21 protein-coding genes are annotated in these 24635 nt (G+C 57.4%); 6 read left to right on the top strand and 15 right to left on the bottom strand.

The annotated features are described in order from the left end of the window. Positions 1–3: 3 nt before the first annotated feature. Entirely contained in the window at positions 4–531 is a 528-nt protein-coding gene (locus ACXAH8_RS16515) for a redoxin domain-containing protein (protein ID WP_475219897.1), read from the bottom strand. Between the two features lie 91 nt (positions 532–622). Here ACXAH8_RS16515 and leuB point away from each other — a divergent pair, with 91 nt between their 5' ends. Further along, positions 623–1726, top strand: a complete 1104-nt coding sequence (gene leuB, locus ACXAH8_RS16510) for a 3-isopropylmalate dehydrogenase (RefSeq protein WP_170379785.1) — start codon at positions 623–625, stop codon at positions 1724–1726. Positions 1727–1798: 72 nt separating this feature from the next. Here the strand turns inward: leuB and ACXAH8_RS16505 are convergent, their stop codons facing one another. Continuing rightward, entirely contained in the window at positions 1799–3985 is a 2187-nt protein-coding gene (locus ACXAH8_RS16505; protein ID WP_475219896.1) for a transglycosylase domain-containing protein, read from the bottom strand. A gap of 260 nt (positions 3986–4245) precedes the next feature. Here ACXAH8_RS16505 and ACXAH8_RS16500 point away from each other — a divergent pair, with 260 nt between their 5' ends. From ACXAH8_RS16500 to ACXAH8_RS16490, 3 genes are all read left to right on the top strand, one after another. Next, positions 4246–4584 carry a P-II family nitrogen regulator gene (locus ACXAH8_RS16500; RefSeq protein ID WP_170379789.1) on the top strand — a complete coding sequence of 113 codons (339 nt, stop codon included), beginning with the start codon at positions 4246–4248 and terminating at the stop codon, positions 4582–4584. A 34-nt stretch (positions 4585–4618) separates the two neighbouring features. After that, complete coding sequence (locus ACXAH8_RS16495; RefSeq protein WP_170555187.1) at positions 4619–5932, top strand: ammonium transporter; 1314 nt, start codon at positions 4619–4621, stop codon at positions 5930–5932. Between the two features lie 157 nt (positions 5933–6089). After that, entirely contained in the window at positions 6090–6455 is a 366-nt protein-coding gene (locus ACXAH8_RS16490) for a SpoIIAA family protein (protein ID WP_170700885.1), read from the top strand. 56 nt (positions 6456–6511) lie between these two features. On the opposite strand, the gene ACXAH8_RS16485 is transcribed toward ACXAH8_RS16490, so the two are convergent. The 4 genes from ACXAH8_RS16485 to ACXAH8_RS16470 form a co-directional block, all read right to left on the bottom strand. Beyond that, positions 6512–7696: an amino acid aminotransferase gene (locus tag ACXAH8_RS16485; protein WP_170700884.1), complete on the bottom strand. Its 1185-nt coding sequence runs from the start codon at positions 7694–7696 to the stop codon at positions 6512–6514. Then, complete coding sequence (gene sseA, locus ACXAH8_RS16480) at positions 7696–8550, bottom strand: 3-mercaptopyruvate sulfurtransferase (protein ID WP_170379797.1); 855 nt, start codon at positions 8548–8550, stop codon at positions 7696–7698. Before sseA ends, ACXAH8_RS16485 begins: the two co-directional genes overlap by 1 nt. A gap of 70 nt (positions 8551–8620) precedes the next feature. Next, a complete protein-coding gene (locus tag ACXAH8_RS16475) occupies positions 8621–8893 on the bottom strand; it encodes a CBU_0592 family membrane protein (protein WP_170472696.1) in 273 nt (90 codons plus the stop codon). A 24-nt stretch (positions 8894–8917) separates the two neighbouring features. Beyond that, positions 8918–9472, bottom strand: a complete 555-nt coding sequence (locus ACXAH8_RS16470) for a helix-turn-helix domain-containing protein (RefSeq protein WP_170379801.1) — start codon at positions 9470–9472, stop codon at positions 8918–8920. Positions 9473–9578: 106 nt separating this feature from the next. Here ACXAH8_RS16470 and ilvD point away from each other — a divergent pair, with 106 nt between their 5' ends. Then, on the top strand, positions 9579–11411 hold the full coding sequence (ilvD, locus tag ACXAH8_RS16465) for a dihydroxy-acid dehydratase (protein ID WP_475219895.1): 1833 nt from the start codon (positions 9579–9581) through the stop codon (positions 11409–11411). Between the two features lie 326 nt (positions 11412–11737). Here the strand turns inward: ilvD and ACXAH8_RS16460 are convergent, their stop codons facing one another. Next, entirely contained in the window at positions 11738–12556 is an 819-nt protein-coding gene (locus ACXAH8_RS16460; RefSeq protein WP_170692414.1) for a sulfotransferase family protein, read from the bottom strand. A gap of 141 nt (positions 12557–12697) precedes the next feature. On the opposite strand from ACXAH8_RS16460, the gene ACXAH8_RS16455 reads away from it, so the two are divergent. After that, positions 12698–14275, top strand: coding sequence for a DUF5928 domain-containing protein (locus tag ACXAH8_RS16455; RefSeq protein ID WP_475219894.1), 1578 nt, complete (start codon positions 12698–12700; stop codon positions 14273–14275). A gap of 36 nt (positions 14276–14311) precedes the next feature. On the opposite strand, the gene amaB is transcribed toward ACXAH8_RS16455, so the two are convergent. From amaB to gntH, 8 genes are all read right to left on the bottom strand, one after another. Further along, the gene (gene amaB, locus ACXAH8_RS16450) at positions 14312–15808 is read right to left on the bottom strand and encodes an L-piperidine-6-carboxylate dehydrogenase (protein ID WP_475219893.1); all 1497 of its coding nucleotides are present in this window, start codon (positions 15806–15808) and stop codon (positions 14312–14314) included. 18 nt (positions 15809–15826) lie between these two features. Next, a complete protein-coding gene (locus ACXAH8_RS16445; RefSeq protein ID WP_425084756.1) occupies positions 15827–16933 on the bottom strand; it encodes a saccharopine dehydrogenase family protein in 1107 nt (368 codons plus the stop codon). A gap of 202 nt (positions 16934–17135) precedes the next feature. Beyond that, on the bottom strand, positions 17136–18125 hold the full coding sequence (locus ACXAH8_RS16440; protein WP_475219892.1) for a HupE/UreJ family protein: 990 nt from the start codon (positions 18123–18125) through the stop codon (positions 17136–17138). Then, positions 18122–18952, bottom strand: a complete 831-nt coding sequence (locus ACXAH8_RS16435) for a peptidyl-prolyl cis-trans isomerase (RefSeq protein WP_475219891.1) — start codon at positions 18950–18952, stop codon at positions 18122–18124. Before ACXAH8_RS16435 ends, ACXAH8_RS16440 begins: the two co-directional genes overlap by 4 nt. 150 nt (positions 18953–19102) lie before the next feature. Next, positions 19103–21025 carry a DUF3604 domain-containing protein gene (locus tag ACXAH8_RS16430; protein WP_170379816.1) on the bottom strand — a complete coding sequence of 641 codons (1923 nt, stop codon included), beginning with the start codon at positions 21023–21025 and terminating at the stop codon, positions 19103–19105. A 61-nt stretch (positions 21026–21086) separates the two neighbouring features. Further along, positions 21087–21254 carry a hypothetical protein gene (locus tag ACXAH8_RS16425; protein WP_475219890.1) on the bottom strand — a complete coding sequence of 56 codons (168 nt, stop codon included), beginning with the start codon at positions 21252–21254 and terminating at the stop codon, positions 21087–21089. A 27-nt stretch (positions 21255–21281) separates the two neighbouring features. Beyond that, positions 21282–22352: a hypothetical protein gene (locus ACXAH8_RS16420; RefSeq protein WP_475219889.1), complete on the bottom strand. Its 1071-nt coding sequence runs from the start codon at positions 22350–22352 to the stop codon at positions 21282–21284. A gap of 605 nt (positions 22353–22957) precedes the next feature. Next, complete coding sequence (gene gntH, locus ACXAH8_RS16415; protein ID WP_475219888.1) at positions 22958–24214, bottom strand: guanitoxin biosynthesis MBL fold metallo-hydrolase GntH; 1257 nt, start codon at positions 24212–24214, stop codon at positions 22958–22960. Positions 24215–24635 lie beyond the last annotated feature (421 nt).

Below are 24635 nucleotides of genomic sequence, written 5' to 3'. Positions count from 1 at the left end.
GGCCTAGAACGGGCCGGTATAGGTACCACGCGCTGGATAGTTGTTGCCGAGGGTGAATTTCAGACCGCCAACAATATCCGCCATCGCCGGACGTCCAAATGGCGTTGTCTGCTGCCACGCGTAGTACAGCGTCCGGTCCGTGGCGATGTAGAAATGCCCCGGCTCGGCAAAGAAGGCGGGCTCGGCGCTGCCTTCACGCGCGGTTGAGATGTTCAGGCCCCAATCCTCACGCGCGGCGGCCAGCGGCAGGCTGTGCCCGATACGCAGTCGGGACACACCGGCCTTTTCAGCGGCCTCAGCCGCGCGGTCGGCGGTATCTGTTGTGATCATGATGACCTCGACGCCCAGCGCGGCAAAATCATCCAGCGCCGCTTCGACCTCGGTCATCTGCTTGATGCAGATCGGGCAATGCAGGCCGCGATACTGGATCACCAGCGTTCCGTTTTCGCCTTTGTCGGCCTCAAGATCGAACACCCCGTGCCCGACTGTTTCAATTTTTAGGCCTGGGACGGGATTTCCCGGTATCAACATGTATTTTCCTCGTGATTCATCCGGATCGTCTCATTGACCCGGTGCAGCGCAGACGCTAGGCCCTTTGCGACAAAACGCAAGGAGACTGTCGATGTCCAACCCCTCGCTCCTCATCCTGCCCGGAGACGGAATTGGCCCGGAAGTTATGGCCGAAGTGCGCAGAATCATCTCATGGTTCGACACCAATCGCGGCCTTCACTTTGACGTGAGCGAGGATCTGGTCGGCGGTGCGGCCTATGACGCCCATGGCAAACCCCTGTCGGATGAGACCATGGCCAAAGCCCAAGAGGTAGACGCGGTTCTGCTGGGCGCTGTTGGAGGCCCGAAATACGACGATCTGGACTTCAGCCTAAAGCCCGAACGTGGCTTGCTGCGCCTGCGCAAGGAAATGGACCTCTATTCCAACCTGCGCCCGGCCCAGTGCTTTGATGCGCTGGCGGATTTCTCGTCGCTGAAAACTGATGTTGTGGCCGGTCTGGATATCATGATCGTGCGCGAGCTGACCTCGGGCATCTATTTCGGCGAGCCGCGAGGCATCTTCGAAGAAGGCAATGAGCGCGTGGGCGTCAATACCCAGCGCTATACCGAATCTGAGATCGAACGCGCTGCGCGCTCGGCCTTTGAACTGGCGATGCGCCGGAACAAGAAGCTGTGCTCGATGGAGAAAGCCAATGTCATGGAATCGGGCATTCTGTGGCGCGAAGTCGTGAACGAGGTCGCCAAGGATTACCCCGAGGTCGAAGTCACACACATGTATGCCGACAATGGTGCGATGCAGCTGGTACGCGCGCCCAAACAGTTCGACGTGATCGTGACCGACAACCTGTTCGGCGACATCCTGTCGGACTGTGCCGCCATGCTGACAGGCTCGCTGGGCATGCTGCCGTCGGCGTCGCTGGGTGCTCCGATGGAGAATGGCCGTCCCAAGGCGATGTACGAGCCGGTCCACGGTTCGGCCCCGGATATCGCGGGCGAGGGCAAAGCCAACCCGATTGCCTGTATCCTCAGCTTTGCCATGGCGCTGCGCTACAGCTTTGATCAAGGGGCCGAGGCCGACCGTCTGGAAGCCGCGATTGAGAAAGTGCTGGCCGACGGCGTTCGCACCGCAGACCTGCTGGCCGATGAAGGCGTGACCCCGGTTTCGACGTCGGAAATGGGCGATGCAATCCTGGCCGCGCTGGACGCCAGCGTCTGATCCTCAATCCGTTTGAATTGAAAAAGGCGGCACCTAGTGTGCCGCCTTTTTTTGTGTTTGGACCGCGACGTGTTAGTTCCCGCCGAAGATATCCCGGATCAGGTTGTTGATGGCGCGTTCAAACCCTCCGCCCTGTTTGCGGCGGGGCTGAGGTTGCGCGACCTGCACAGGCGGTTCTGGCGCGATCATCGGCAGAGGCGTGGGCGTCATCCCTTCGGTGACTCGCAGCATCGTTTCTTTCCAGATCTCGGCGGGCAGCCCACCTCCGGTAACACCGGACAGGGGCGTGTTGTCGTCATAGCCCATCCAGACACCGGCCACGTAGTCGGCTGTGAACCCGATGAACCACGCATCCCGCGCTGCCTGCGTCGTTCCGGTCTTGCCTGCCACCTGCCATCCCGGCAGCTGGGCGCGGCCACCTGTGCCCTCGGACACGACGCGCTCCATCATCCAGATCAGTTCCTTGGCGGCTTTGTCATTGATCACCCGCTCACCAATCCCCGTGGTCGTCACCATCACCGGGGTTTCATCACCCAGCAGTTTCAACTCGGTCAGGCCGTAGGGTTCAACCGACGAGCCGCCGTTCAGAATACCCGCATAGGCGCCCGTCATCTCGATCAGCGTGCTTTCCGACGCGCCCAGCGCCAGCGCGGGGCCTTGCGCCAGATCGCTGGCGATCCCGAAACCGGTGGCGACCGTACGCACATTATCGAGGCCCGAAATCTCGGCGACTTTCACCGCCGGGATGTTCAGAGAGTTCTTGAGCGCATCCGCCAGCGTGACCTGCCCGTAGTATTTGTTGGTGTAGTTCTTGGGGCACCATTGACCCGATCCGGGGATGTTCACGCAGTAGGGCTCATCCATCACCGTGTCATAGGGCGAATACCCAAGCTCCAACGCAGTAGCATAGACAAAAGGCTTGAACGACGACCCGGTCTGCCGCAGCGCCTGCGTCGCGCGGTTGAACGCGCCCGAGACGCGGGTTTTGCGACCGCCGACCATGGCGCGCACCGCCCCATCCGCCGACATCACAACAATCGCGGCCTGTGCTTTCGACCCTTCCCGGACCTTCTCCTGAAAGATGAATTGCAGCGCCTCTTCCGCCGAGGTCTGGATGCGCTGATCCAATGTCGTGCGGATCACCACATCCTCGGTGGTGTTGCGGGTGAAGAACTCGGGCCCGCTGGCCATGACCCAATCGGCGAAATAGCCGCCTGCACGGGCAGCGGCGGCCTCAGACAGTTGCGCGGGACGGGCACGCGCTTCACTGGCCTGCGCGCCGGACAGGTAGCCCTGCGCTTCCATCAGCCCAACCACAAGTCGCGCCCGATCCTGCGAGCGCTGCAGGTTGTTCGTCGGCGCATAGCGCGATGGTGCCACCAGGAGACCGGCCAGCATCGCGGCTTCTGCAGGAGAGACCTCGGCCGCGGACTTTCCGAAATAGCGCTGGCTGGCCGCTTCGAACCCACGTGCACCAGCCCCCAGGAATGCGCGGTTCAGATAGATCGTCAGGATTTCGGCCTTGGAATATTTCACCTCCATCGCCAGGGCATAAATCGCCTCTTTGCCTTTGCGCCAGAGCGAGCCCTGACGGCAATCCGCTTCATAGGCGGCCTCCGACTCCCATTCGGCTGGGTCATAAGGCACACCCAGACACAGCAGCTTGGCCGTCTGCTGCGTGATGGTCGAGCCGCCATGGCCCGAGAGCGGACCGCGTCCTTCGCTCAGGTTGATGCGCACCGCGCTGGCCACACCACGCGGGCTGACGCCAAAATGGCGGTAGAACCGTTTATCCTCGGTTGCGATGACCGCGTTTTTGAGATGGGGAGAGACGGTATCGGCGGTGATCACCCCGCCAAACTGGTCCCCGCGCCATGCAAAGACCTTGCCATCACGGTCCAACATCGTCACCGACCCGCGAGCGCGACCGTCCAGCAAGGCATCGACATCGGGCAGCGAGGTATAGACCACCCCGACCGCAAGCGCGATCAGCATGGCGACCACGGCCCCAACGCGCCATGTCACGCCCCAGACCAGACGCCAGATCCAGCGGAACAGACGACGGAAAAAACCACCACCATTGCCGCCCGACCGCTTGCGCGTTTTCTTCCGTGCCGTCTTGCGCGTCGTGGTTTTTCGGGCGGTCGACTTCTTGCCCGCAGGCTTGGCAGCCCGCTTGGTCGTCGAAGGTTTGCGCCCCTTCGAAGGGTATCTTTTATCCGCGACCAGTGTCGGTTTGCGGCGCTTGGACTCAGACATGCTCAAACTCTGCCCGTTTATACTTTTGCCTCACCATACCCTGACGTCCCGCCTATGTTGAGGTCCGATTTTCCAGAACTACCCTTCCCTTTTTCGCCTATTTTTTAATCATCAAGTACTGTTTGTGCAAAAATTGTGCAATATTGCGTCATTTTCAGTCGGTTTCACGTCGGGGAATCGTTCCTTAACGCCCCGACACGCGCTCTTTTTCTGCACGTGCAAACAAGCCGGCCCGATCCGGAGTAGTAGAGGGGACAGACGTGAAACTGATCATTGCGACAATCAAGCCGTTCAAGCTCGAGGAGGTGCGCGAGGCACTGACCGAAGCGGGCGTACGCGGCATGATGGTGACCGAAATCAAGGGCTTCGGCTCGCAATCCGGTCACACCGAAATCTACCGTGGCGCGGAATACGCCGTGAACTTCGTACCCAAGATCAAACTTGAGATCGTGGTACCTGCAACGATGGCCGATCAGATCGTTGAGACCATCACCAACACCGCCAAGACCGGCAAGATCGGTGACGGCAAGATTTTCGTCCTCGATGTCGAGCAGGCCATGCGCGTGCGGACTGGGGAAACGAACGAAGAGGCGCTGTAAGGCGCCCACACTCACTATCATTCGAGGACTGACTATGAACCTGATGAAATCTCTCATCCCTGCTGCCGCGATTGTCGCGCTGCCGCAGATGGGTCTGGCGCAAGAGGCTGCCGCCGAAGGCGAAGCTGCGCTGCACACCCAGTATATCTTCACCACCCTGCTGTTTCTGATGGCGGGCTTCCTGGTCTTCTTCATGGCGGCAGGCTTTGCCATGCTGGAAGGCGGTCTGGTGCGTTCCAAGAACGTGGCCATGCAGATGATCAAGAACGTGGCGCTGTTTTCCATTGCCGCAATCATGTACTGGCTGGTTGGCTTCAACACGATGTACCCGGGCGACTTCAACGGCTTCTTTGCCATTGGCGGCCCAACCGTGCTTGATCCGGTTGGTGTTGACCCTGCTGAGGCTGCTTTGGACTATGCCTCGATCGGGTCGGACTTCTTCTTCCAGCTGGTCTTTGTGGCTGCAACCGCGTCCATCGTGTCGGGTGCCGTGGCCGAGCGGATCAAGCTGTTCCCCTTCCTGATCTTCGTGGTCGTGCTGACCGGTATCCTGTACCCGATCTCGGGCTCCTGGCAGTGGGGCGGCGGCTGGTTGTCTGAAGCTGGCTTCTCGGATTTCGCTGGTTCGACCGTCGTACACTCGGTCGGTGGCTGGGCAGCTCTGGCAGGCGTGATCGTTCTGGGCCCGCGTATCGGCAAGTACAAGGACGGCAAAGTCCATCCGATGCCCGGTTCGAACCTGGCGCTGGCAACTTTGGGTACGTTCATCCTGTGGCTGGGTTGGTTCGGCTTCAACGGCGGCTCGCAGCTGGCGATGGGCACCGTGGGCGATGTAACGGACGTGTCGCGTATCTTCGCCAACACCAACATGGCAGCTGCATCCGGTGCCGTAACCGCGCTGATCCTGACCCAACTGCTGTACAAAAAGCCTGACCTGACCATGGTGCTGAACGGCGCGCTGGCCGGTCTGGTATCGATCACCGCTGAACCTCTGGCCCCGACCCTGTTCGGCGCACTGTGGATCGGTGCAGTTGGCGGTATCATCGTGGTCTTCACTGTCCCTATGCTGGACAAATTCAAGCTGGACGATGTTGTTGGCGCAATTCCGGTTCACCTGTTCGCAGGTATCTGGGGCACCATCGCCGTCATCTTCTATGGCGAGGCGTCCCTGGGCACCCAGTTGCTGGGTATCGCGGCCTACGGTGTGTTCACCTTTGTTGGTGCACTGATCCTGTGGACCATCCTGAAAGCCATCGTTGGCATCCGCGTCAGCGAAGAGGACGAGATCAACGGCCTCGACATGGCAGAGCTGGGCATGGAAGCGTACCCCGAATTCTCGAAAGGGTAAGTGCCACTTATAAAACCATTGGAATGGCTCGGCGCAATGCCGGGCCATTTTACTTTTGGTTGATCCCTTGCACCCTCAACTCTGGTATATGGCTGAACACTGAAAACAGCCGACCAATCAACGGTCGCAAAGACGTACATCAGATCGGGAGAGAGTTATGTACAAGGTGCTGGACCAAAGCGAGGGCAATATCCTTGGCCTAGAAATTTCCGGCAAAATCGACATCACGCAGGAACGTGAGTTGATCGAAAAAGCCGAGGACATTCTAAAAGATCACGCCAAGATCAGCGTGCTCGTGGTCGTCGACAAAGGGGTCTCTGCCACATTTGAGGCCGCTATGACTGATCTGAAATGGGTCATCAAGAATGTGAAGAAACTTGGTAAGCTGGCGATTGTCGCTGACAGCGTGTTCTTGGGTCACCTGGTCGAGATCGACGCGAAATTTGCCGCTATGCTCGACATCGGTGAAAAGCACTTTACCACCGACGAACTTGATAAGGCGTGGGCTTGGATCAAGTCTTAACCGTCAAAGCAAAAAAGCCGCGAATTTCGCGGCTTTCTTGATTTCCAAAGGATGCCTTAGCAGCCTACATCCACGATCGCTTTTGCCAGAATAGGCACAGTTGTCGCGTTTAGACCCGCGATGTTCAACCGGCTGTCGCCGACCATGTAGATCCCGTGGTCCGCACGTAGTTTCTCCACCAGCTCGGGCGCAGCACCCAGACGTGAGAACATACCACGGTGTTGGGCGACAAAGCTGAACCGATCCGACCCTGTCAGGCGCTGCAGCTCATCCGCCAGTTGCTGGCGCAGGCCCAGCATGGACAGGCGGACCTCTTCCAGTTCGGCCTGCCAATCGGCACGCAGGGCGTCATCGGTCAGGATCGTGGTTACAACGCGCGCGCCGTGATCCGGCGGGAACGAGTAGTTCTGGCGGTTCAGGAAGGCCAGTGTCGACTGGTTCAGCGAGGTTTGCGCCGCATCATCGCTGATCGCCATCAGCAGGCCGGTACGCTCACGGTACACGCCGAAGTTCTTCGAGCAGGACGCTGCGATCAGGCAGCGCTTGACCGACGAGGCCACCAGACGGGTTGCCTGCGCGTCTTCTTCAAGACCGTCGCCAAAACCCTGATAGGCGATGTCGATCATCGCCACGAGGCCAAGCTCGTTAATCAGGCTCACGACCTCTTGCCACTGCACCAGGTTGAGGTTCGCGCCGGTGGGGTTGTGGCAGCAACCATGCAGCAGAACCACATCGCCCGCCTTGGCAGTTTTCAGGTCCTCGATCATGCCATCGAAATCGACGCCACGGGTTTCGCCGTCGAAGTAGCGATACTGGACAGTCTCCATGCCCAGATAGTTCAGGATCGACAGGTGGTTCGGCCATGTCGGGTTCGACACGAATACGCGGGCCTCGGGGTTGGCCATGCGGATCATCTCGAACGCCTGACGGCAGGCACCGGTGCCACCCGGGGTCGCAACGGCGGCAATATTAGCGCGAGGCACTGCGTCGCCGAGGATCAGGCCGATCATCGCATCGGCATAGGCCGGATCACCTGCCAGACCGGTATAGGCTTTGGTTTCCTGCTCTTCGAGAATGCGCTTTTCGGCGGCCTTGACGGCGCGCATCACCGGGGTCACGCCCTCGGCATTCTTGTAGACGCCGACGCCCAGATCAATCTTCTGGTCGCGCGGGTCTTCACGGTACATCTGCATCAGCGCCAGGATCTTGTCGGCTGGCTGCGGCTTGAGGTTCTCGAACATCAGTTCTCTCCGGTTGCGACAGGCAGGGTTGGGAAGGCGCCCCATTCGGCCCATGACCCGTCATAAAGCGAGTGGTCTTTTTTGCCCATGCGCTCCAGCGCAAGGCTGAGGATCGCTGCTGTCACGCCCGACCCACAGGAGGTGATCGCGGGTTTCGACAGGTCCACGCCTGCGGCCTCGAACACGGCGCGGCAATCCTCGGGCGATTTCATTGTACCGTTCTTGTTCAGCAATTGACCAAAGGGCACATTGCGCGATCCCGGGATGTGGCCCGAGCGCAGACCTTCGCGCGGCTCGGCCTCGGTACCCGCGAAACGCGGGGCCGAGCGGGCGTCGATAATTTCATGATCGGCCAGCTTGGCGGCTGCCGAGACCTGAGTCACGTCCCGAACCAGATGGTTCTGCACCCGCACCGTCATATGGCGATCCCGGATAACGGGTGGCAGGTCTTCGACTTCGCGCCCCTCGGCCTGCCATTTCGGTAGACCACCATCAAGAACGGCGACATTCTCTTGCCCCATCAGCCGGAACAGCCACCAGACACGCGCGGCCGACATCAGCCCGGCCCCGTCATAGACCACCACCTGATGACCATCGCCCACTCCCATAGCGCGCAGGCGCGACATGAATTTCTCGACCGGAGGGGCCATATGCGGCAGGTCCGAACGGTGGTCTGAAATGTCATCGATATCGAAGAACCGGGCGCCGGGGATATGTGCCGCGTCATATTCCGCCTTGGCATCACGGTTCTGCGCAGGCAAGTACCACGACCCATCCAGAATCCGCAGATCCGGGTCCTTCAGATGGGCGGCAAGCCAGTCGGTTGAAACGAGGGTTTTGGGATCGTCTTGCATCAAAGCCTCCCCTTAGCGCGGTTGGGTTTTCCCTATACGCGCAAAGGGCCGTATTCAAGCCGGGTTAGCGCTATTCCGCGCGCCGTTTCAGCCGGAAATACTGAATTATCCCGATCACGCTGATGATGATCCAAAACCCCTCTATCAGCATCGAGGCCAGATTGAAGTTATGCAGCAGAGAGTATGCGATCAGCACCGACCCCAGCAGATTGATCACCGGAAAGGCCAGATCGTCGGAATTCATCATCCGCATCTGCGTCGCAAAATAGGCCGCGACCACGACTAGCGCTCCGGCTGATCCCACGGCATCGACGATAGTCAGGCTGTTCAGCACGTCCGTCATTGCAAATAATCCTGAAAGGCCGGGCTACCCGACCGAGGCCAGCTCGGCCGGTTGAAAATAGTGATGCATGTTCAGAAAGGCTGCCCCATCTGGCCCAGCGCGATAGCCATGCGGTAGATCGGCGGCAAAGCGCAGTCCCTCACCGGCTTTGAGGGCGACCCATTTGCCATCCTGCAAAACTTCAAGCGCGCCGTTCAGCACAAAGACCTCCTCGGTCACCCCAGCGGCATGGGCCGGGGATTCGTGGCTTTGGTTGGCGGCCAGTTCGACATGGAAGGTCTCGGCCCCAAGGGCGGGATCGAAGGGAAAGACGATCTTGACCTGAATGCTACCCGGAAAGGTCACGGTCCGGAACACGCCCTGCGCACGCGCGTCCGAAGTCCCGATCAAGGCGCTGAGCGGGACTTGAAACCCCTTGGCGATTTTCCACAGGGTCGCGATGGTTGGGCTTGATTCGCCACGCTCGATCTGGCCCAACATGGCTTTGCTGACACCCGTCAACTCGGCCACTTTGGACAGGCTGAGGCCCGATGCTGCCCGCACTTCCTTTAGTTTCAGCGTAATTTCGTCCGATTCCATATCCGCGCCCAACGATTTGTCTTGTGCGTTATAACGCACATGTGGTACGTGCGCTATAACGTACGCACCCCGCATATCGCAACCGGGGCAAAAGGGAAACAGCATCATGCCAATGTACCGATCCAGAACTTCTACCCATGGCCGCAACATGGCCGGTGCCCGCGGCCTGTGGCGCGCCACCGGTATGCAGGATGACGATTTCGGCAAACCGATCATCGCCATCGTCAACTCGTTCACCCAATTTGTGCCCGGCCACGTCCACCTGAAAGATCTGGGCCAGATGGTTGCGCGCGAGGTTGAGGCCGCTGGTGGTGTCGCCAAAGAGTTCAATACCATCGCGGTGGATGACGGCATCGCCATGGGTCACGACGGCATGCTCTATTCGCTGCCCTCGCGTGAGGTGATCGCGGATTCGGTGGAATACATGGTCAACGCGCACTGCGCCGACGCGATGGTCTGCATCTCGAACTGCGACAAGATTACCCCCGGCATGCTGATGGCCGCAATGCGCCTGAACATCCCGGCGATCTTCGTCTCAGGCGGACCGATGGAGGCCGGCAAGATCGACATCGCCGATTTGGACGTAAAAAAGATCGATCTGGTTGACGCGATGGTTGCCGCAGCGGACGACAAGTACACCGACGAACAGGTCAAACATATCGAGGAAAACGCCTGCCCGACCTGCGGCTCCTGCTCGGGCATGTTCACCGCGAACTCGATGAATTGCCTAGCCGAGGCGCTGGGTCTGGCCCTGCCGGGCAACGGCTCGACCCTGGCTACCCACTCGGACCGCAAAGAGCTGTTCCTGGAAGCCGGTCGCCGCATCGTCGAGATCACCAAACGGCACTACGATTTGGACGAGAAGGGCTTCCTGCCCCGCGAAATCGCCACCTTTGATGCGTTCGAGAACGCAATGTCGCTGGACATCGCCATGGGCGGATCGACCAACACTGTTCTGCACCTGCTGGCCATCGCTTATGAGGGCGGCGTCGATTTCAACATGTCCGACATGGACCGCCTTAGCCGCAATGTGCCCTGTCTGTGCAAGGTCGCGCCCAACACCGAGAACGTGCATATGGAGGACGTCCACCGCGCAGGCGGCATCTTCTCGATCCTCGGAGAGTTGAGCCGCGCCGGGCTTCTGCACGAAGACTGCAGCACCGTGCATTCAGCTACCATGGGCGAGGCGATTGCCAATTGGGACATCAAGGTTGCCAACAACCCGAAGGCGCAAGAGCTGTTCAAAGCGGCCCCCGGCGGGGTCCGCACCACGCAGGCCTTCAGCCAGTCAAACCGTTACAAAGAGCTGGACACCGACCGCGAAGGTGGCGTCATCCGCTCCAAGGAGCACGCCTTCAGTCAGGACGGTGGTCTTGCCGTTCTGTTCGGAAATATCGCCCGTGACGGTTGTATAGTGAAAACCGCGGGTGTGGATGAGAACATCCTCAAATTCACCGGTACGGCCTATGTCTGCGAAAGCCAGGATCAGGCGGTCAGCGACATCCTGACCGGCAAGGTGAAAGAGGGCGATGTGGTGGTTATCCGCTATGAAGGTCCGCGCGGCGGGCCGGGCATGCAGGAGATGCTGTACCCGACCTCGTACCTAAAATCCAAAGGTCTGGGCAAAGCATGCGCCCTGTTGACTGACGGTCGTTTCTCGGGCGGCACATCGGGCCTGTCGATTGGTCACGTCTCGCCTGAGGCGGCTGAAGGTGGCGTCATCGGCTTGGTGCAGACCGGCGACAAGATCGAAATCGACATCCCTGCCCGCTCGATCCATCTGTCGGTCTCGGATGAGGATCTGGCCGAACGGCGCAAGGTTCAGGACGAAAAAGGCTGGGCCCCAGCAGCGCCGCGCAAACGCAAAGTGTCCACTGCGCTGAAGGCTTATGCAAAGCTGACCACTAGCGCAGCAAAGGGAGCCGTGCGAGAGCTGTAACGCCTTCGGGAGCGAAACCCAAAGGCCCCACCCGCCCAGCGGATGGGGCCTTTTTTTGGGGCGGATGGAGCAATCCCAAAGTCGAACCTTCCTCTTCGGGATACACTCATGCGACCGACACGTCTTGGGACCCATTCAGACTAAAGAAACTGGCCGTCAACTATTCACCCACGAACTGAGTATTGAGAGACCGCCAACTCCCTTTGCGTTGGGAATCGACACCTCGCCAACCAATGACACAATCGCAAACACTCCCGCGCCCGAGCTGTGCCATCGGCTCCGCCGATACCATGTTCGGACTTGGGCCCTGCCCCAATCAGCCAGAGCTACGACCCGAGTTTCGCGTGGATTTCATCCAAGTCGATCTCACCCACCGGCATCTTGTTTGCTGGGTTTTCGAAATCGTATTTGAACAGCTCGAAATCCTGTTTGTAGATCTCATAGACCAGATGCATCGAAAGATCGTCGAAATAGTCCTCGACAGGGTGAGCGCGCTTGGGCCCGTGGCCTTCGGATTCATTGAACCTTGGGATCTCGGATAGGGTCACGGGATGCGCGGTCTCGATATGGTTCAAAACATCCTGCATTCCGTCGTTGAACTTCTCAGTCCAGAAAATGTTGTCATAGCGCCCGCCATTAACCACAAAGGTCGACACATGCCCAGACATGGCCGACCAGTGGATATCCGGGTCCATCGGCCTGCGCCACCGGATCGTATCCCGCGCAAACAGAAGGAAGCGGCGGAAACTGGCGATCTGGTCGAACTCACCCTTTCCATCGTCGCCGCCAACCTCGATCCCGTAGTTATAAACCAGCGTCGGCACCAGCTTGCCTCGGTACCGCTTGCCGTTGCGCTGAATACCGCAGATCTTGTCGAAGAAAGAGCTGAGGATCCGCGTATAGGGATTGCGCACACAGGTGAACGCATAAGACCCGTGATTGCGCACATTAGCCGAGATCGTGCCCTGGCTGTGGTCAAAGGCCCATTTATGCATCCCGTCCTTGGCATCATGAATGTCGCCATCAAAAAACCGGCCATGATCGGAATAATACATGATCTGGCCAATGGTCGAGCAGGCACATTTCGGCACAACACGGTACACCATGCTTTCGCTTTCGGTCATCCAGGTGCCGGGGAACCCCATCTGCTATGCCTCCTCAAAATCTCGGAACTTGTTACGCGCAAGTCGTTTTACAAGCAAAGAACCAAAACTATTCGGTTTATTCAATCGCTCATCCTCAGTATCACGAGTGCAAACGGGCAGAAACGGAAATAGCGGACCCACATGGCGAAGATTGCTTACATATTGCTGTGTCACAAGGACCCCGACGCGATCATCGCGCAGGCTGAGCAATTGACCGCCGTCGGCGATTATATGGCAATCCATTTCGATGCACGGGCCAAAGCGTCGGACTATGACCGCATTCGTGCAGCCCTGAAGGACAACCCGAACGTCACCTTCGCCGCCAAACGCATCAAATGCGGCTGGGGTGAGTGGTCTCTGGTGCAGGCAACTCTGCACGCCCTTCAAGCTGCCGAAAGCGCCTTTCCCCGTGCCACACATTTCTACATGTTGTCGGGCGATTGCATGGCCATCAAAACGGCAGAATACGCCCATAACTTTCTGGACGAACACGACACGGATTTCATCGAAAGCCACGACTTTTTTGCCAGCAACTGGATCAAGACCGGCATGAAAGAAGACCGGCTGATCTACCGCCACTACTTCAATGAACGGACTCAGCCCAAACGGTTCTATACCTCTTACGAGTTGCAGAAGCGCTTCAAAGTCACACGCGACATCCCGGATGATATTCAGGTGATGATCGGCAGCCAGTGGTGGTGCCTGCGCCGCCGCACGGTCGAGTTGATTTTGGATTTCCTGAAACAGCGGCGCGATGTGGTCAGGTTCTTCTCCTCCACCTGGATTCCAGACGAGACCTTCTTTCAGACCCTGGTCCGTCATCTGATCCCGAAGAACGAGATTGAAAACCGGACGCTGACGTTCCTGATGTTCTCGGATTACGGCATGCCGGTGACCTTCTACAATGATCACTTCGACATGTTGTTGGGGCAGAATTACCTATTCGCCCGCAAGATCAGCCCCGAAGCGCATGAGTTGAAAGAGCGTCTCGGGACTCTCTACGCGAGCACCGGTGTTGATTTCCCGATCTCGGATGAGGGGCGCAACCTCTATGCCTTCCTGGCCGGGCGTGGACGTGTGGGCCGCCGGTTCGGTCAGCGGTTCTGGGAGGCCGGGAATACGCTGGGCCCGGAACGAGAGCTGTTTCTGATCGTCTGCAAAAAGTGGCACGTGGCAAAGCGGCTGGTGGATCAGATCGCTTCGGTCACCGACATCCCCTGCGTGGAGTACCTGTTCAATGAGCAGGATACTCCGCTGCCTGATCTGGGCGGGATCGAGACGACCCTGACCAAACGTTCACGTCATAGGCGGGCTGTTGTGCGCATGCTGTTTGATCATTTCGGATCGAACCAATTGGCGTTGTGCCTTGATCCGGCCTATCTGGACGCCATTCAGGATTTCTGCGGCGACGCGGCGAAGACCCATGTGTTGGAGATCGAGTGTCAATATTCTGATGACTACCTTATCGGCCATGCGCGCCGTGTCGGCCTTGCAGGTGAAAACAGCCCAACCGAGACCGTCGCGCGCCTGTTGCCAACCCTGCGCAATGATCTGGCACACGAGTCCGAAGAAATCCGCAAGGCTGGAATTGATGGCTATCTGCGCCTGCGCGAGACATCGGGTCGGGCCGAGAATGAGGCCGCAATCACTAAGTTCCTTGGGGTGAAAACCGAGACAGCCCAATCCATCATGAAACTGGACTATCTGTTTTCAGATTGATGGCCCGGCGGCGTGACTCCGCCGCCGGACGAGCGTTCAGATGTCGAACTTTACACCCTGCGCCAGGGGCAGCTCTGCCGAATAGTTCACCGTGTTGGTCTGACGGCGCATATAGGCCTTCCACGCGTCCGAGCCGCTTTCGCGCCCGCCGCCGGTTTCTTTTTCACCACCGAAGGCGCCACCGATCTCGGCACCTGACGGGCCGATATTAACGTTGGCGATACCACAATCCGATCCGGCTGCGGTCAGGAACTGCTCGGCCTCGCGCATGTTCAGGGTGAAGACGCATGAGGACAGTCCCTGTGGCACACCATTCTGAATCTCGATGGCATCGTCGAAATCGTCATAGCTCATGACATAGAGGATCGGCGCGAAGGTTTCCGTTCTAACCGTTTCTGTCTGGCCTGGCATTTCAACAATGGCTGGCTCCATATAAACGCCACCCGGTACACCCTCGGTCACGCGCTTCCCACCAAAGACCACGCCGCCTTCTGCTTCGGCGGATTTCAGCGCCGCTGTCATCGCCGCGCCCGAAGCCTCATCGACCAGCGGGCCGATCAAAGTTCCCTCAGCCATCGGATCGCCAATTGGCAATCCGGCATAGGCTTTCTTCAGACGTGCGACCAGCTCATCCTTGATAGAGTTATGTACGATCAGTCGGCGCAAAGTCGTGCAGCGCTGACCCGCCGTTCCGACCGCCGAGAAGACAATCGCCCGCACCGCCATTTCCAGATCGGCCGACGGGCCGACAATCATCGCGTTGTTCCCGCCAAGCTCCAGAATGCACTTGCCGAACCGCGCCGCCACAATCGGCGCAACCGCTCGACCCATGCGCGTTGAGCCGGTGGCTGAGATTACTGGTACGTCTTCGCTGGCCACCAGGGCCTCACCCAGAGCAGCGCCGCCAATCAGCGTTTGCAGCAGATTGTCGGGCGCATCCCCGAACCGGGCCAGCGCGCGTTCAAAGATCTTCTGGCAGGCCATTGCGGTCAGAGGCGTCTTCTCGGATGGTTTCCAGATCACCGGATCGCCGCAGACAAGCGCCAGCGCCGCGTTCCATGACCAGACCGCAACCGGGAAATTGAAGGCCGAGATCACGCCGACCGGACCTGCCGGGTGCCAAGTCTCCATCATCCGGTGGCCGGGACGTTCCGAGGCGATGGTCAGACCGTAAAGCTGCCGCGACAGGCCAACGGCAAAGTCGCAGATATCGATCATCTCCTGCACTTCGCCCAGACCTTCCGAAGTGATCTTGCCCGCCTCCCAACTGACCAAGGCGCCCAGATCGTCCTTGGCGGCGCGCAACTCCTCGCCCAGCAGGCGGATCAGTTCCCCCCGCCGAGGGGCGGGCACGGTGCGCCACGCTTTGAAGGCGGTTTTGGCGTTGGCCAGGATAGCCTCCATGTCAGAGGCCGGTGTTTCATGCACGTCGGCCAGGGTGCGCCCGTCGATCGGAGACCGTACCGCCAACGTTCCCCCAGTCAGCTCCGCCGCGGTCAGGTCGAGGTTTGCCAGAGTGGTTTCTGCAGTCATCACAACGTCTTTCATCTTTTACGCCGCCTTGTTCTGTGGGGTTACGTCGCCCGCCCGATAGAGCCGGCCAAATTCGGTATTGAGGAAATCGGACAGCTTCACCTGCTCCTGTCGGACAAAGCCGGTCGAGGGCAGAACGCCCGTGCGCATCAGATCAACCACGCCCAGCACACCTGCGGCCGTGGTGACCTGAATGGCGCTCCAGACCTGTCCGTTGATCTCACGCGCGAAACTTTTATTGATCAGGGATTTTTCGCGCAGGGCACCGTCGATCTTGCCCTTGGCAGTACAGTAGACAAGCACCACATCCTGATCCGTGCGCGGCAGGGCGGCCTCAAAAATCTCTTTCAGAAGATCGCGGCGTTGACCCAGCCCCAGATCGTTCAAGAGCAGTTTCAGGATATCGCAATGACCCGGATAGCGGATCGAGCGGTAGGACACCGCCCGCGCCTTGCCCTCAAGGGTTTCGGGAAGGGTTCCAAGGCCGCCTGAGGTGTTGAAACACTCATACTCCACCCCGTCATGGCCTAAGACCTCATAGTCCTCCAACGGAGCGGTCTTCACCCGCTCGCCGTTAACGATGGCATCGCACGGATTGCAGTATTCGTTGATCAGCCCATCGGTCGACCAGGTCAGGTTGTATTTCAAAGCGTTGGTCGGAAAGAGAGGCAAGGCCCCGACCCGCATATGCAGGCTGTCAATCTCATCAAACTCGGCCGCCAAGGACGCCCCCGCGATGCCGACAAAGCCGGGTGCCAACCCGCATTGGGGCATGAATGCGGTCTTGCTGTTTTCTGCCAAATCACGCACGGCATTGGTTGCGGCCACATCTTCGGTCAGGTCAAAATAATGCGCCCCGGCCCGCTGAGCAGCTTTCGCGATATTCGGTGTCAAAAAGAACGGAGCGGCCGAAATCACCGCGTCAAACGTCTTCAGGCCTTGCGCCAGACCTTCAATATCCGAGGCATCAATCTGCTTGGTCGCTACCCCAATTCTAGCGATGTCGCCCAAGGCCTTGAGATCATGATCCGCAACCGTGACGCTGTAGTTTGGCGACCCCTTCAACAGCGTGGCGATCATCTGCCCAATCTTGCCAGCCCCAACGATGCAAATATTCCAGCCCATAACGCGCCTCCTCCTTCTGGTTTTCAGTCCAGAGTGGCGGAGAATATCGTCATTTCGCAGGAGCTAAATTGACGATTTAACGGATGATTTCGTCATTTTTACGGGTCCTTTTCCCTTTTTGACGAAACAGGTTTTGGACATAGGTCGCGAAGCTGTCATCAAAAGCAGAGACGCGTTCAGTATCCGAAGGCAGGGCCTCGCGTCAAAATCCGGCCGTGCGCTCAATCAACCAATACATCGACACGGAACCAATGCCATAGGCAGCAACGATCGTGGCCTTTTGGCCCAGTGGCAACGCAACCTGCCGCCATACTGCGACCACGAGAGCCAAAGCCCCAATGAAACACAGCTGCCCGGCTTCAACGCCAAGGTTGAACGCTAGTAGGGCCGCAGGAATGTCGTTGGCAGGCAGACCAATATCTGCCAGAGCCCCGGCAAAGCCCAGCCCGTGCAAGAGCCCGAAGCCGAAGCAGACGATCCATGGTTTCTCCTTTGACAGTCGAAATCTGCCTTCGCCATCCTTTGCAATCTCCATCGCCAGAAAAACGATCGAGAGCGCAATGACGGCTTCGACCGGTGGCCCGGGAACGTTCAGAACACCAAAGGTTGCAAGCGCCAAAGTGATCGAGTGTGCCAAGGTAAACGCGGTGACGGCCCCGAACAGCCGCCAGCGATCACGGACCAGAATGAACAGGGCAAGGACGAACAGAAGATGGTCCCAGCCTTCCAGGATGTGCTCGAACCCCAAAATGGAATACGCGGCCAGAACGGACCATGTTGACTGTGCCACCGGTATGGTCTGGACTGCAGCATCCGGCGTGAAACGAAGGGTCAGCGGTTCTGACTGCAACGGATGCAGGCGCACCAGAACATCGTTGTTTTGGGTCTCCAGGCCCTCAATCGCGATGGGCTGACCGGCAATATCCGCGCTGCATTCTGTGACCCACGACGAGACCCATGCCCTGTTCCCGGCCACCGGGTCTGGCCCTCGTGCCAGGGTGCAGATTTCGGGCAATACGGCATCAATCGCCATTGGCCGGCCATTCACATCCGGTTTGCGCCAATGAACGCTCCAACTATCCGACGCGATTTGGCGTATTTCCAGATATCCGGGATCAAGCGCATGCGCATTTGCCCTGTCTGCCGTGAATGAAAACAGCAGCAAAATCAAAAAACAGAGTGCAGCCTTCATTCAGACAGCTCCTCAACATCCGGAACTACGATTTCATAGCCTTGGGCCAGCGTTTCATATTGCGCCTGGGCCAAATCCTCGCTTGTCGCGCGCAGCCAGTCCCGCAAAACGACCTCGTAAATCTCTTCCAATGGTGGGTTCTGGCTGGGTTCAATCTCAAGGACCTTAACCAGATGAACACCGTAGCCCGATAGAACCGGACCAGCCCATTCCCCTTCTGCGTGGGGGGTCAAACCATCCGAAAACCCGTTTCCGTAAACCGAGTCGACAACCCGTGTGGCTGACAACGGCATCGACGCGGGCAAAAGGGTCGATCTGCTGAGATCAGCCGGTTCTTGCTGCGCACGCAACGCCTTCAGGGCCTGTTCGACTTCGCCGTCAGCGGGGTTTTCGCCCAGAAAGACTTGAGTGAAAGCAATCTTTTGAGGGGTCGCGTATTGATCCAGATTTTGCTGACGAAACGCCTCTAGCACTTCCTCTTCCGGAACAACTGATGCGGCAATGGCTTCAGTCAGAAATCCCATCTTTTGGCTGAGTCGAGACCGGATGACCGTGTCACCACGATCAAGACCGAGCTTCTTCGCCTCACGCACCAGAACCTCTTCCCGGATTGAGGCGTCGACCAGGGCTTGTAGCTCAGCAGTGTTGGGTGGGCGTTTCCAGCGGGCTTCGAACTGTTCAGACAGCAGCGTGACGTCCTGCTCGGTGATTTCTATCCTTTCACTGTCTACTGCGGCTTCGGATTCCGGAGAAACGATGTGGAACCAGATGAATATGGCCGCTCCGATCAGGAAGAAATGGAACAGCGGTTCTTTTAGCAAACGCATGAAGGCTCCTGCTGGAAATGCACTCAGGTTCTGACCGTCAATTTTGGAAACGGTTTGCGCGTAAATCTACGCCCTGCCTGCGGTGAGGCGCAAGGAACCCGCCGGAGTGATACTCCAGGCTCCGGCGGTCGGCTGAGTTTTCAAGACAGCTCACTCGGACGGCGTGTACCAAATCGGTGAGGAATAGGCGCGCTCCTGATGTGTCAGGATTGCGTCTTCGGGCAATTCGGCCCCGAACCGCAGTTTGTCATACAGGATCCAGCGCGGGGTGGGGATTTCGATCGCTCGGACATAGTAGAAGGCACGCTCATTCGGGTCGAAATCAGGATCGGACCAAACGGTGACCAGTTCCGCCGTGCCGATTGTGTTGGTCCAGCTGGCAGTATCAACGTCAACCGTATTTCCAACCGCTGGGATCTTGCCATTCCCGTCCGCGACGCGGTCGTCCGACCACGCTACATCATAGACTTTTTCCTGCATGGCGCCTTCGGCATCCAGCCACCCTTTGACCACCTGCACGCGATCAAGATTGGCACCAACCGGGTCACGCAGCGCTGCGATCAGGAAGGACGGAGCCCCATCCCCTTCGCGCGGACGCAGGTCGGATCCCATTGGGACACCCTTGGTATAACCGACATCCGCAAGGAAGCGGGTTTCTACATCCGCGTCACTGAAATCCCATCCGCCAAAGAACCGTAGGCCAATACGGGGGCCGGTTGTGGCATATGTCTCTCGCCGCTTGAACGCGTCGAAAATCGCAGCGCGTGTGTTTTCGGTCGCCCAAACGGCCGTGTACCCGGACGCCACAAGCAGATCGCCAGGGATTTCGCCAAGATCATTGGCAATGAACGGATGCTTGATCCTTGAGGCCGAAGGCTCGACACTGACGGACTTACCGAAGAAGTTGTCCTCCTCCGCTGTGGCCAAAGAGGTATGGCTGTCTGTGGCCCCGCCCATGCCGAACTTGTAGGGGTTCACGCCGAACTTTTCTTCAAGCATCAAACCGCGCTTCAGCGCTTCGCGGGCGTATTCTCCGGCCAGCATGTCATCGGTCTTCAACTCGGTGATATCGAGGTTGCCTACGTCCCAGTTTTCGTAGTCTGCAAATTCGTCATCGGGGCTGAGGAAGGGGTGCGCTTCGCCGTCACCCTTGATTTGCGTGACTTCATAGTGCGGTTCCCATTTTGCGCGGGCTGCGACGTAGTCCTCGTCGACCTTGCCGCCGTGATAGGTATCTTCTGTCGGGAACATCCAACCATTCGACAGGTTGCCGTTATGGGCAAAGGCAACAGCCCGACCGCCAGTTTTTTCCTGATATTCCTCCAACCACGCATAGAGCGACTTAGGATCCGTATCACCATAGGGCGGTTGTGTGACCGGGGGCACCATCTGAAGCGCCCGGATGGGACCATCCCGCAGCATGACGTTGCGGTGCAGGTTGAACCCTTTTGGGACCGAGGTCCATTCGAACCCGATGAAGGCCGTGAACTCGCCGGGGTCGTTGTGCCGCTCAGCGGCGAGAACAATATGTTCCCACGTAAACGCAAACGCGTCCGCGCCCGGGCTGTAGGATTCCAGAAGCACCTCGGGCAATGTCATCTGCGAAAAATTGGTGATGATATCAAAGGCCGTTTTTCCAGCCTCTTCTCCACCGGCCTTGTAACCTTCGTACCATTCCAAGCCTTTGGGATCAGACAGAACGCCCGGCTTGCCGGCCTGAAGGTCGGGGGCAAATCCCATCAAGTCAGTATGATCCGTCAAAACCATCCAATCCAACGGTCGTGACAGCCGGACAGGTTGACCTGTGGAAGAGATAACTTGCTCTCCCTTGGCAAAGCGCCAGGCCTCATCGGGCAGCAATGTGTTGCCAAACGCACCGGCATCCAGTGATAGGCCCGTGTGAAGATGCGTATCCCCCCAAAGTGGACGTTCAGGGAAACTTCGGTTGGCGTAAGGTGAATACGGTTGGTCCTGGAACAAGCCTTCTGCGGCCTCTTCGCTTGGAACCGCGTCAGACAGTACGCTTGTTGGTGCCAACACAAGCGAAACCAAACAGACGGATAGCCGAAACATATTCACCTCCCTATACAAAAAATGAAGTCAGGTACCTTCGGGCACCCATGCGAAAAACATATTAGAATTTACCTATATCATAGGTCTCTGCTTTCTTTGAAAATTTTTTTGGAAAGCGTGCTTCAGTCTTAATTTGAACGTCCATCGCCGCCAGTTCGATCTGTATTGTCGCGCTTTGCTCCGGCCCTTCGCCAAACTGTTCAAGCTTTCCTTGTTGTTCGAAACCCAAGCAACACAAACACCGTTCGAACTCAGCTTAGTCAGATGCCACACCGGTCCCCAAAGCCAGGTTGAGGGCAAACTGAGTGGCCGGATCCGTATCAGCCCGGGCAAGCAAAGCCTCAAACTGCTGGTTTAACTGAGTACTCCCCCATTGCCGCGTAGCAATTGCAATCTGCAGGGCCAGGTCCGAGTCCATTTCCAAAGCTTCCGAGAATATCTGGATGATCTGAGGCTTGAATCTTGCCTGCGATTCACCGGCCTCAGCCAAAGCGCGAATAAGCGGCTGTCTGTCGACCGACGTCTTTTGCCTGCCTTGCAACGCCAACCCGATTGCGTTGATAGCGGCTTCCTCCTCCGCTTCTATACCGGCAAGTGCCCACTCATAAGAATGTAAGTCGCCCGAGGCCAGCACGTCAGCAAAACGCGCCTTCACGATCGAGCGCGCCTGTGGATCTGTTTGCAGACCCAACAGGCGAATTGCGACGGATCTATAGGGGAAGCGGTTCAAATCGTTGAAGTCCCGCAGAATCTGCTTTGTCGTGGACGTGTCACCGATTGGGCGCACAAGCTTGTAGGGTGCCCGCCCGATTTCTATCAGGGCCGCGTTATGAAGCGCAGTGTCCGGGTGCCACAAATATTCGGTAAAAAACTGAACACGGTCCTGAGTGTCCGTTTCGCCGTACGTCCACAATGCACCGGCCGAGCGTAAGTCTTCGAAAAAATCAGCTCTTTCCGGGTCGACCAGAAAAATACGCCGCCACGCCTTCGAGAAGCTTCGATCAGTGCTTTCTTGATAGTCTGGACCGTAGGTCAATAAAACAGATCTCGTAGGATCCAAGCGAAAAGCGCGCCGCGTAACGCTATCAATGAGGAAGGGAATATCCGGCACATCGTCGAGGTTTTCCCACTGTCCTTTCAGAACCTCCTGCACACCGTATCTGAACGGGTTTTCGGCCGCAGGGCCTGCCAGAACTATGAAATCAGCCGACAGGATGTGATCTGCAAGCGACGCCTCGGGCCGTTCGATACAAACCCCACACGCCTGTCCGGCTCGCGGTTCAGCAAGCCCAAAGATAGTCGCAAATATGATCAGAACTATTCTCAAGCCGCGGAAAACCCCTCAAACCAAGTGCAAAGCTCTGCGCCATAGAATCAGAGTAGCAGCTAAGAACTTTTTATCCAGCCGGAGATTAGTCTGTGGTTTTTTAGCTTTTTTGTTCTTTTGAGCGATCGCTTAGGGGATCTCGCCGCCTTCGAGAGTCTGCTTTGTACCTCTGAGTTTCAATTCAGTGACGACAAAGGACGTAACGGCAGATGTCCAGAATCTACCGCGCAGCACCTGTTTGAGCTAACCACAACGAAGGTTCAATTTTAGACCTTCATGCAGCTCTGCGGCGGGAACAAAATTACATTCCGCACGTTTCATGTCTTGGATTGCATAGGTTGGCATTGGCCGAGTTGGTCAATACAAGACTTTGGCTGCTTTGTATTTTGGTCGTGGGGTGGTGCAACCACTGTTGCCGAACGCGACTGTAGTAACTGGTTTAAGCGCCCAAGGGGACTTCATGTTTGTAGCTAACAGACTTCCATAACGCAGACAGAAAGGTCACCCTGATTGTTTGGCCGTTCATCAGGTCCTCCAGCTCCGGCTTTGCGGACAAAGCCGCCCCTTGAAACCCAAGAAATAGATCAGCGTGGAGTCTTTGTGTGCTATTCCTTGAACGGTAGGCTCGTGTAAGCCCCTACCTCATCGTTTCCAGAGCGCTCGTTGAAAGCTTCGATCATGTCGTTTGTGGCTTCAGCGGCTCCAAGGTCCATACTCTCTAGATCAAATTCAGAAAACGGGAATTCCGCCGCCGAGTCCGGTGGTTGCTTCGCCATCTGAACTGGTGCTGGGAAAGACTCTTCATTGGGTACACCTTGGCGGGTGCGGATTTCGTCCTTCGTCACGTTCCATGTCATGAAGTCAGCCGCCAAGTCCAACGGGCCACTATATGTCTCACGAATTGCTGAATAGACGGCCAGAGCAATGTCATGATCGTTTTGGAAGTGATAGCAGACCGCCAATCGCGGCTCCGTTTCAGACATGATCTTCCCAAATGCTTGTGCAGCAGTATGCCCTTGCGATCCCACAAAAATGGCCTCTGACGGTTCAAATCCGTATTTCTCGATCATAAACTCCGGAGGAGTAAAGCACTCATGGATGGCAAGATCCGCACCGTCCGCGTGCTCTCTCCACCAGCGCGTCGGAAGTGTGTCGGAAGAAAAGGCAAACTTGAGGTCATTCCATTCCAGTAAAAAACTTACGGCCTGCTCACCGTGAATTGCTGGTAATGTTCTAACCTGAACTCCGTTTTCGTCAAAAATGACGTTGTTCACAGCTTTCCAATCAAATTCGTTCACCTCTAGTTGCAGTCCGCGTGGATCTACGGCCGCTCCCCGAGTTGCTTCTTCCCACGCCCACATTTTCATCATGTGATCCGCCCACGCCTTGGTGCCCCATTCGGGCTTTATCCCTTCGGGTCCCCAAAGACGAACAGGCGTCAGTCGGTTATTCACAGGGCCAGTGAAATAGAACGCCGGAAAGTCGCCTGCATGATCGAGGTGCAAGTGACCCAAGAAAACCTTGTCCAGCTGGTCCAAAGGAATTCCAAGCGCCATGATCCGTTCATATGATCCTTCACCCATGTCGAAGATGAATTTTTCACCATTACCCAACTCGACTAAGAAACACGCAGCAGCTTGTTTCAGACGTGGTTGAGGCATTCCAGTTCCACAGGCGATGACCCGCATTTCGTCAGGGCCAAGGGCTTCAGTTCCAGGATAATAGACAGTTTGATTTGGGTAAGGTTCGGTTCTTGACCATTCAGACGGACCTTGGTCTTCTGCAATCAAAATGGTGGCCGAAGCCGCGAAAATCCCAGCGCTAAGTACCACTGTTCGAAAATATGACTCCGAATGCATCATTGATAATCTCCCCCATCACGGAATCTGGCAAAATATTCATTTGCGCGGATTCGACCCATTAAAGGATCGCAATTTCAGAATACATCTGACAAGTCTTATCTTCTAATCAAAATTAACGGCAGGGTGGAAAGCCATTCGCCGAATTCTGCTTTTGGCTCTGAGTTGCCGAATGCACTTGCAGAATCCGGTTCTCGTGGCAACGGTTGCTCAGAGCTCAGCGCGACTTTTAGGGGACTTGTGCGACTAGCCTCTGTTGTGCGTTCACCACAGGGTGAATTCGCTTCGCTTGCTTCCACAATGCTTCCAGCTGTGATGGCACAAATAGAAACACCGCCCTGAGGCGGCTTGTTCGGGACTCTGTTCGCCAACACTGGTTGCGGGAGTAGGATTTGAACCTACGACCTTCAGGTTATGAGCCTGA

Source organism: Ruegeria sp. ABV3_008 (assembly GCF_056161185.1).
This window is presented reverse-complemented; position numbering and strand designations above follow the sequence as displayed.

Bases quoted from the DNA above. Each gene is read 5' to 3' on its own strand.
- ACXAH8_RS16470 (WP_170379801.1), bottom strand. From the start codon at position 9,472: ATGGAATCGGACGAAATTACGCTGAAACTAAAGGAAGTGCGGGCAGCA.
- ACXAH8_RS16430 (WP_170379816.1), bottom strand. From the start codon at position 21,025: ATGTTTCGGCTATCCGTCTGTTTGGTTTCGCTTGTGTTGGCACCAACA.
- ACXAH8_RS16460 (WP_170692414.1), bottom strand. From the start codon at position 12,556: ATGGGGTTCCCCGGCACCTGGATGACCGAAAGCGAAAGCATGGTGTAC.
- ACXAH8_RS16440 (WP_475219892.1), bottom strand. From the start codon at position 18,125: ATGAAGGCTGCACTCTGTTTTTTGATTTTGCTGCTGTTTTCATTCACG.
- ACXAH8_RS16515 (WP_475219897.1), bottom strand. From the start codon at position 531: ATGTTGATACCGGGAAATCCCGTCCCAGGCCTAAAAATTGAAACAGTC.
- ACXAH8_RS16485 (WP_170700884.1), bottom strand. From the start codon at position 7,696: ATGTTCGAGAACCTCAAGCCGCAGCCAGCCGACAAGATCCTGGCGCTG.
- ACXAH8_RS16505 (WP_475219896.1), bottom strand. From the start codon at position 3,985: ATGTCTGAGTCCAAGCGCCGCAAACCGACACTGGTCGCGGATAAAAGA.
- amaB (WP_475219893.1), bottom strand. From the start codon at position 15,808: ATGACTGCAGAAACCACTCTGGCAAACCTCGACCTGACCGCGGCGGAG.
- ACXAH8_RS16445 (WP_425084756.1), bottom strand. From the start codon at position 16,933: ATGGGCTGGAATATTTGCATCGTTGGGGCTGGCAAGATTGGGCAGATG.
- ACXAH8_RS16455 (WP_475219894.1), top strand. From the start codon at position 12,698: ATGGCGAAGATTGCTTACATATTGCTGTGTCACAAGGACCCCGACGCG.
- gntH (WP_475219888.1), bottom strand. From the start codon at position 24,214: ATGATGCATTCGGAGTCATATTTTCGAACAGTGGTACTTAGCGCTGGG.
- ACXAH8_RS16490 (WP_170700885.1), top strand. From the start codon at position 6,090: ATGTACAAGGTGCTGGACCAAAGCGAGGGCAATATCCTTGGCCTAGAA.
- ACXAH8_RS16435 (WP_475219891.1), bottom strand. From the start codon at position 18,952: ATGCGTTTGCTAAAAGAACCGCTGTTCCATTTCTTCCTGATCGGAGCG.
- ilvD (WP_475219895.1), top strand. From the start codon at position 9,579: ATGCCAATGTACCGATCCAGAACTTCTACCCATGGCCGCAACATGGCC.
- ACXAH8_RS16475 (WP_170472696.1), bottom strand. From the start codon at position 8,893: ATGACGGACGTGCTGAACAGCCTGACTATCGTCGATGCCGTGGGATCA.
- ACXAH8_RS16495 (WP_170555187.1), top strand. From the start codon at position 4,619: ATGAACCTGATGAAATCTCTCATCCCTGCTGCCGCGATTGTCGCGCTG.
- leuB (WP_170379785.1), top strand. From the start codon at position 623: ATGTCCAACCCCTCGCTCCTCATCCTGCCCGGAGACGGAATTGGCCCG.
- sseA (WP_170379797.1), bottom strand. From the start codon at position 8,550: ATGCAAGACGATCCCAAAACCCTCGTTTCAACCGACTGGCTTGCCGCC.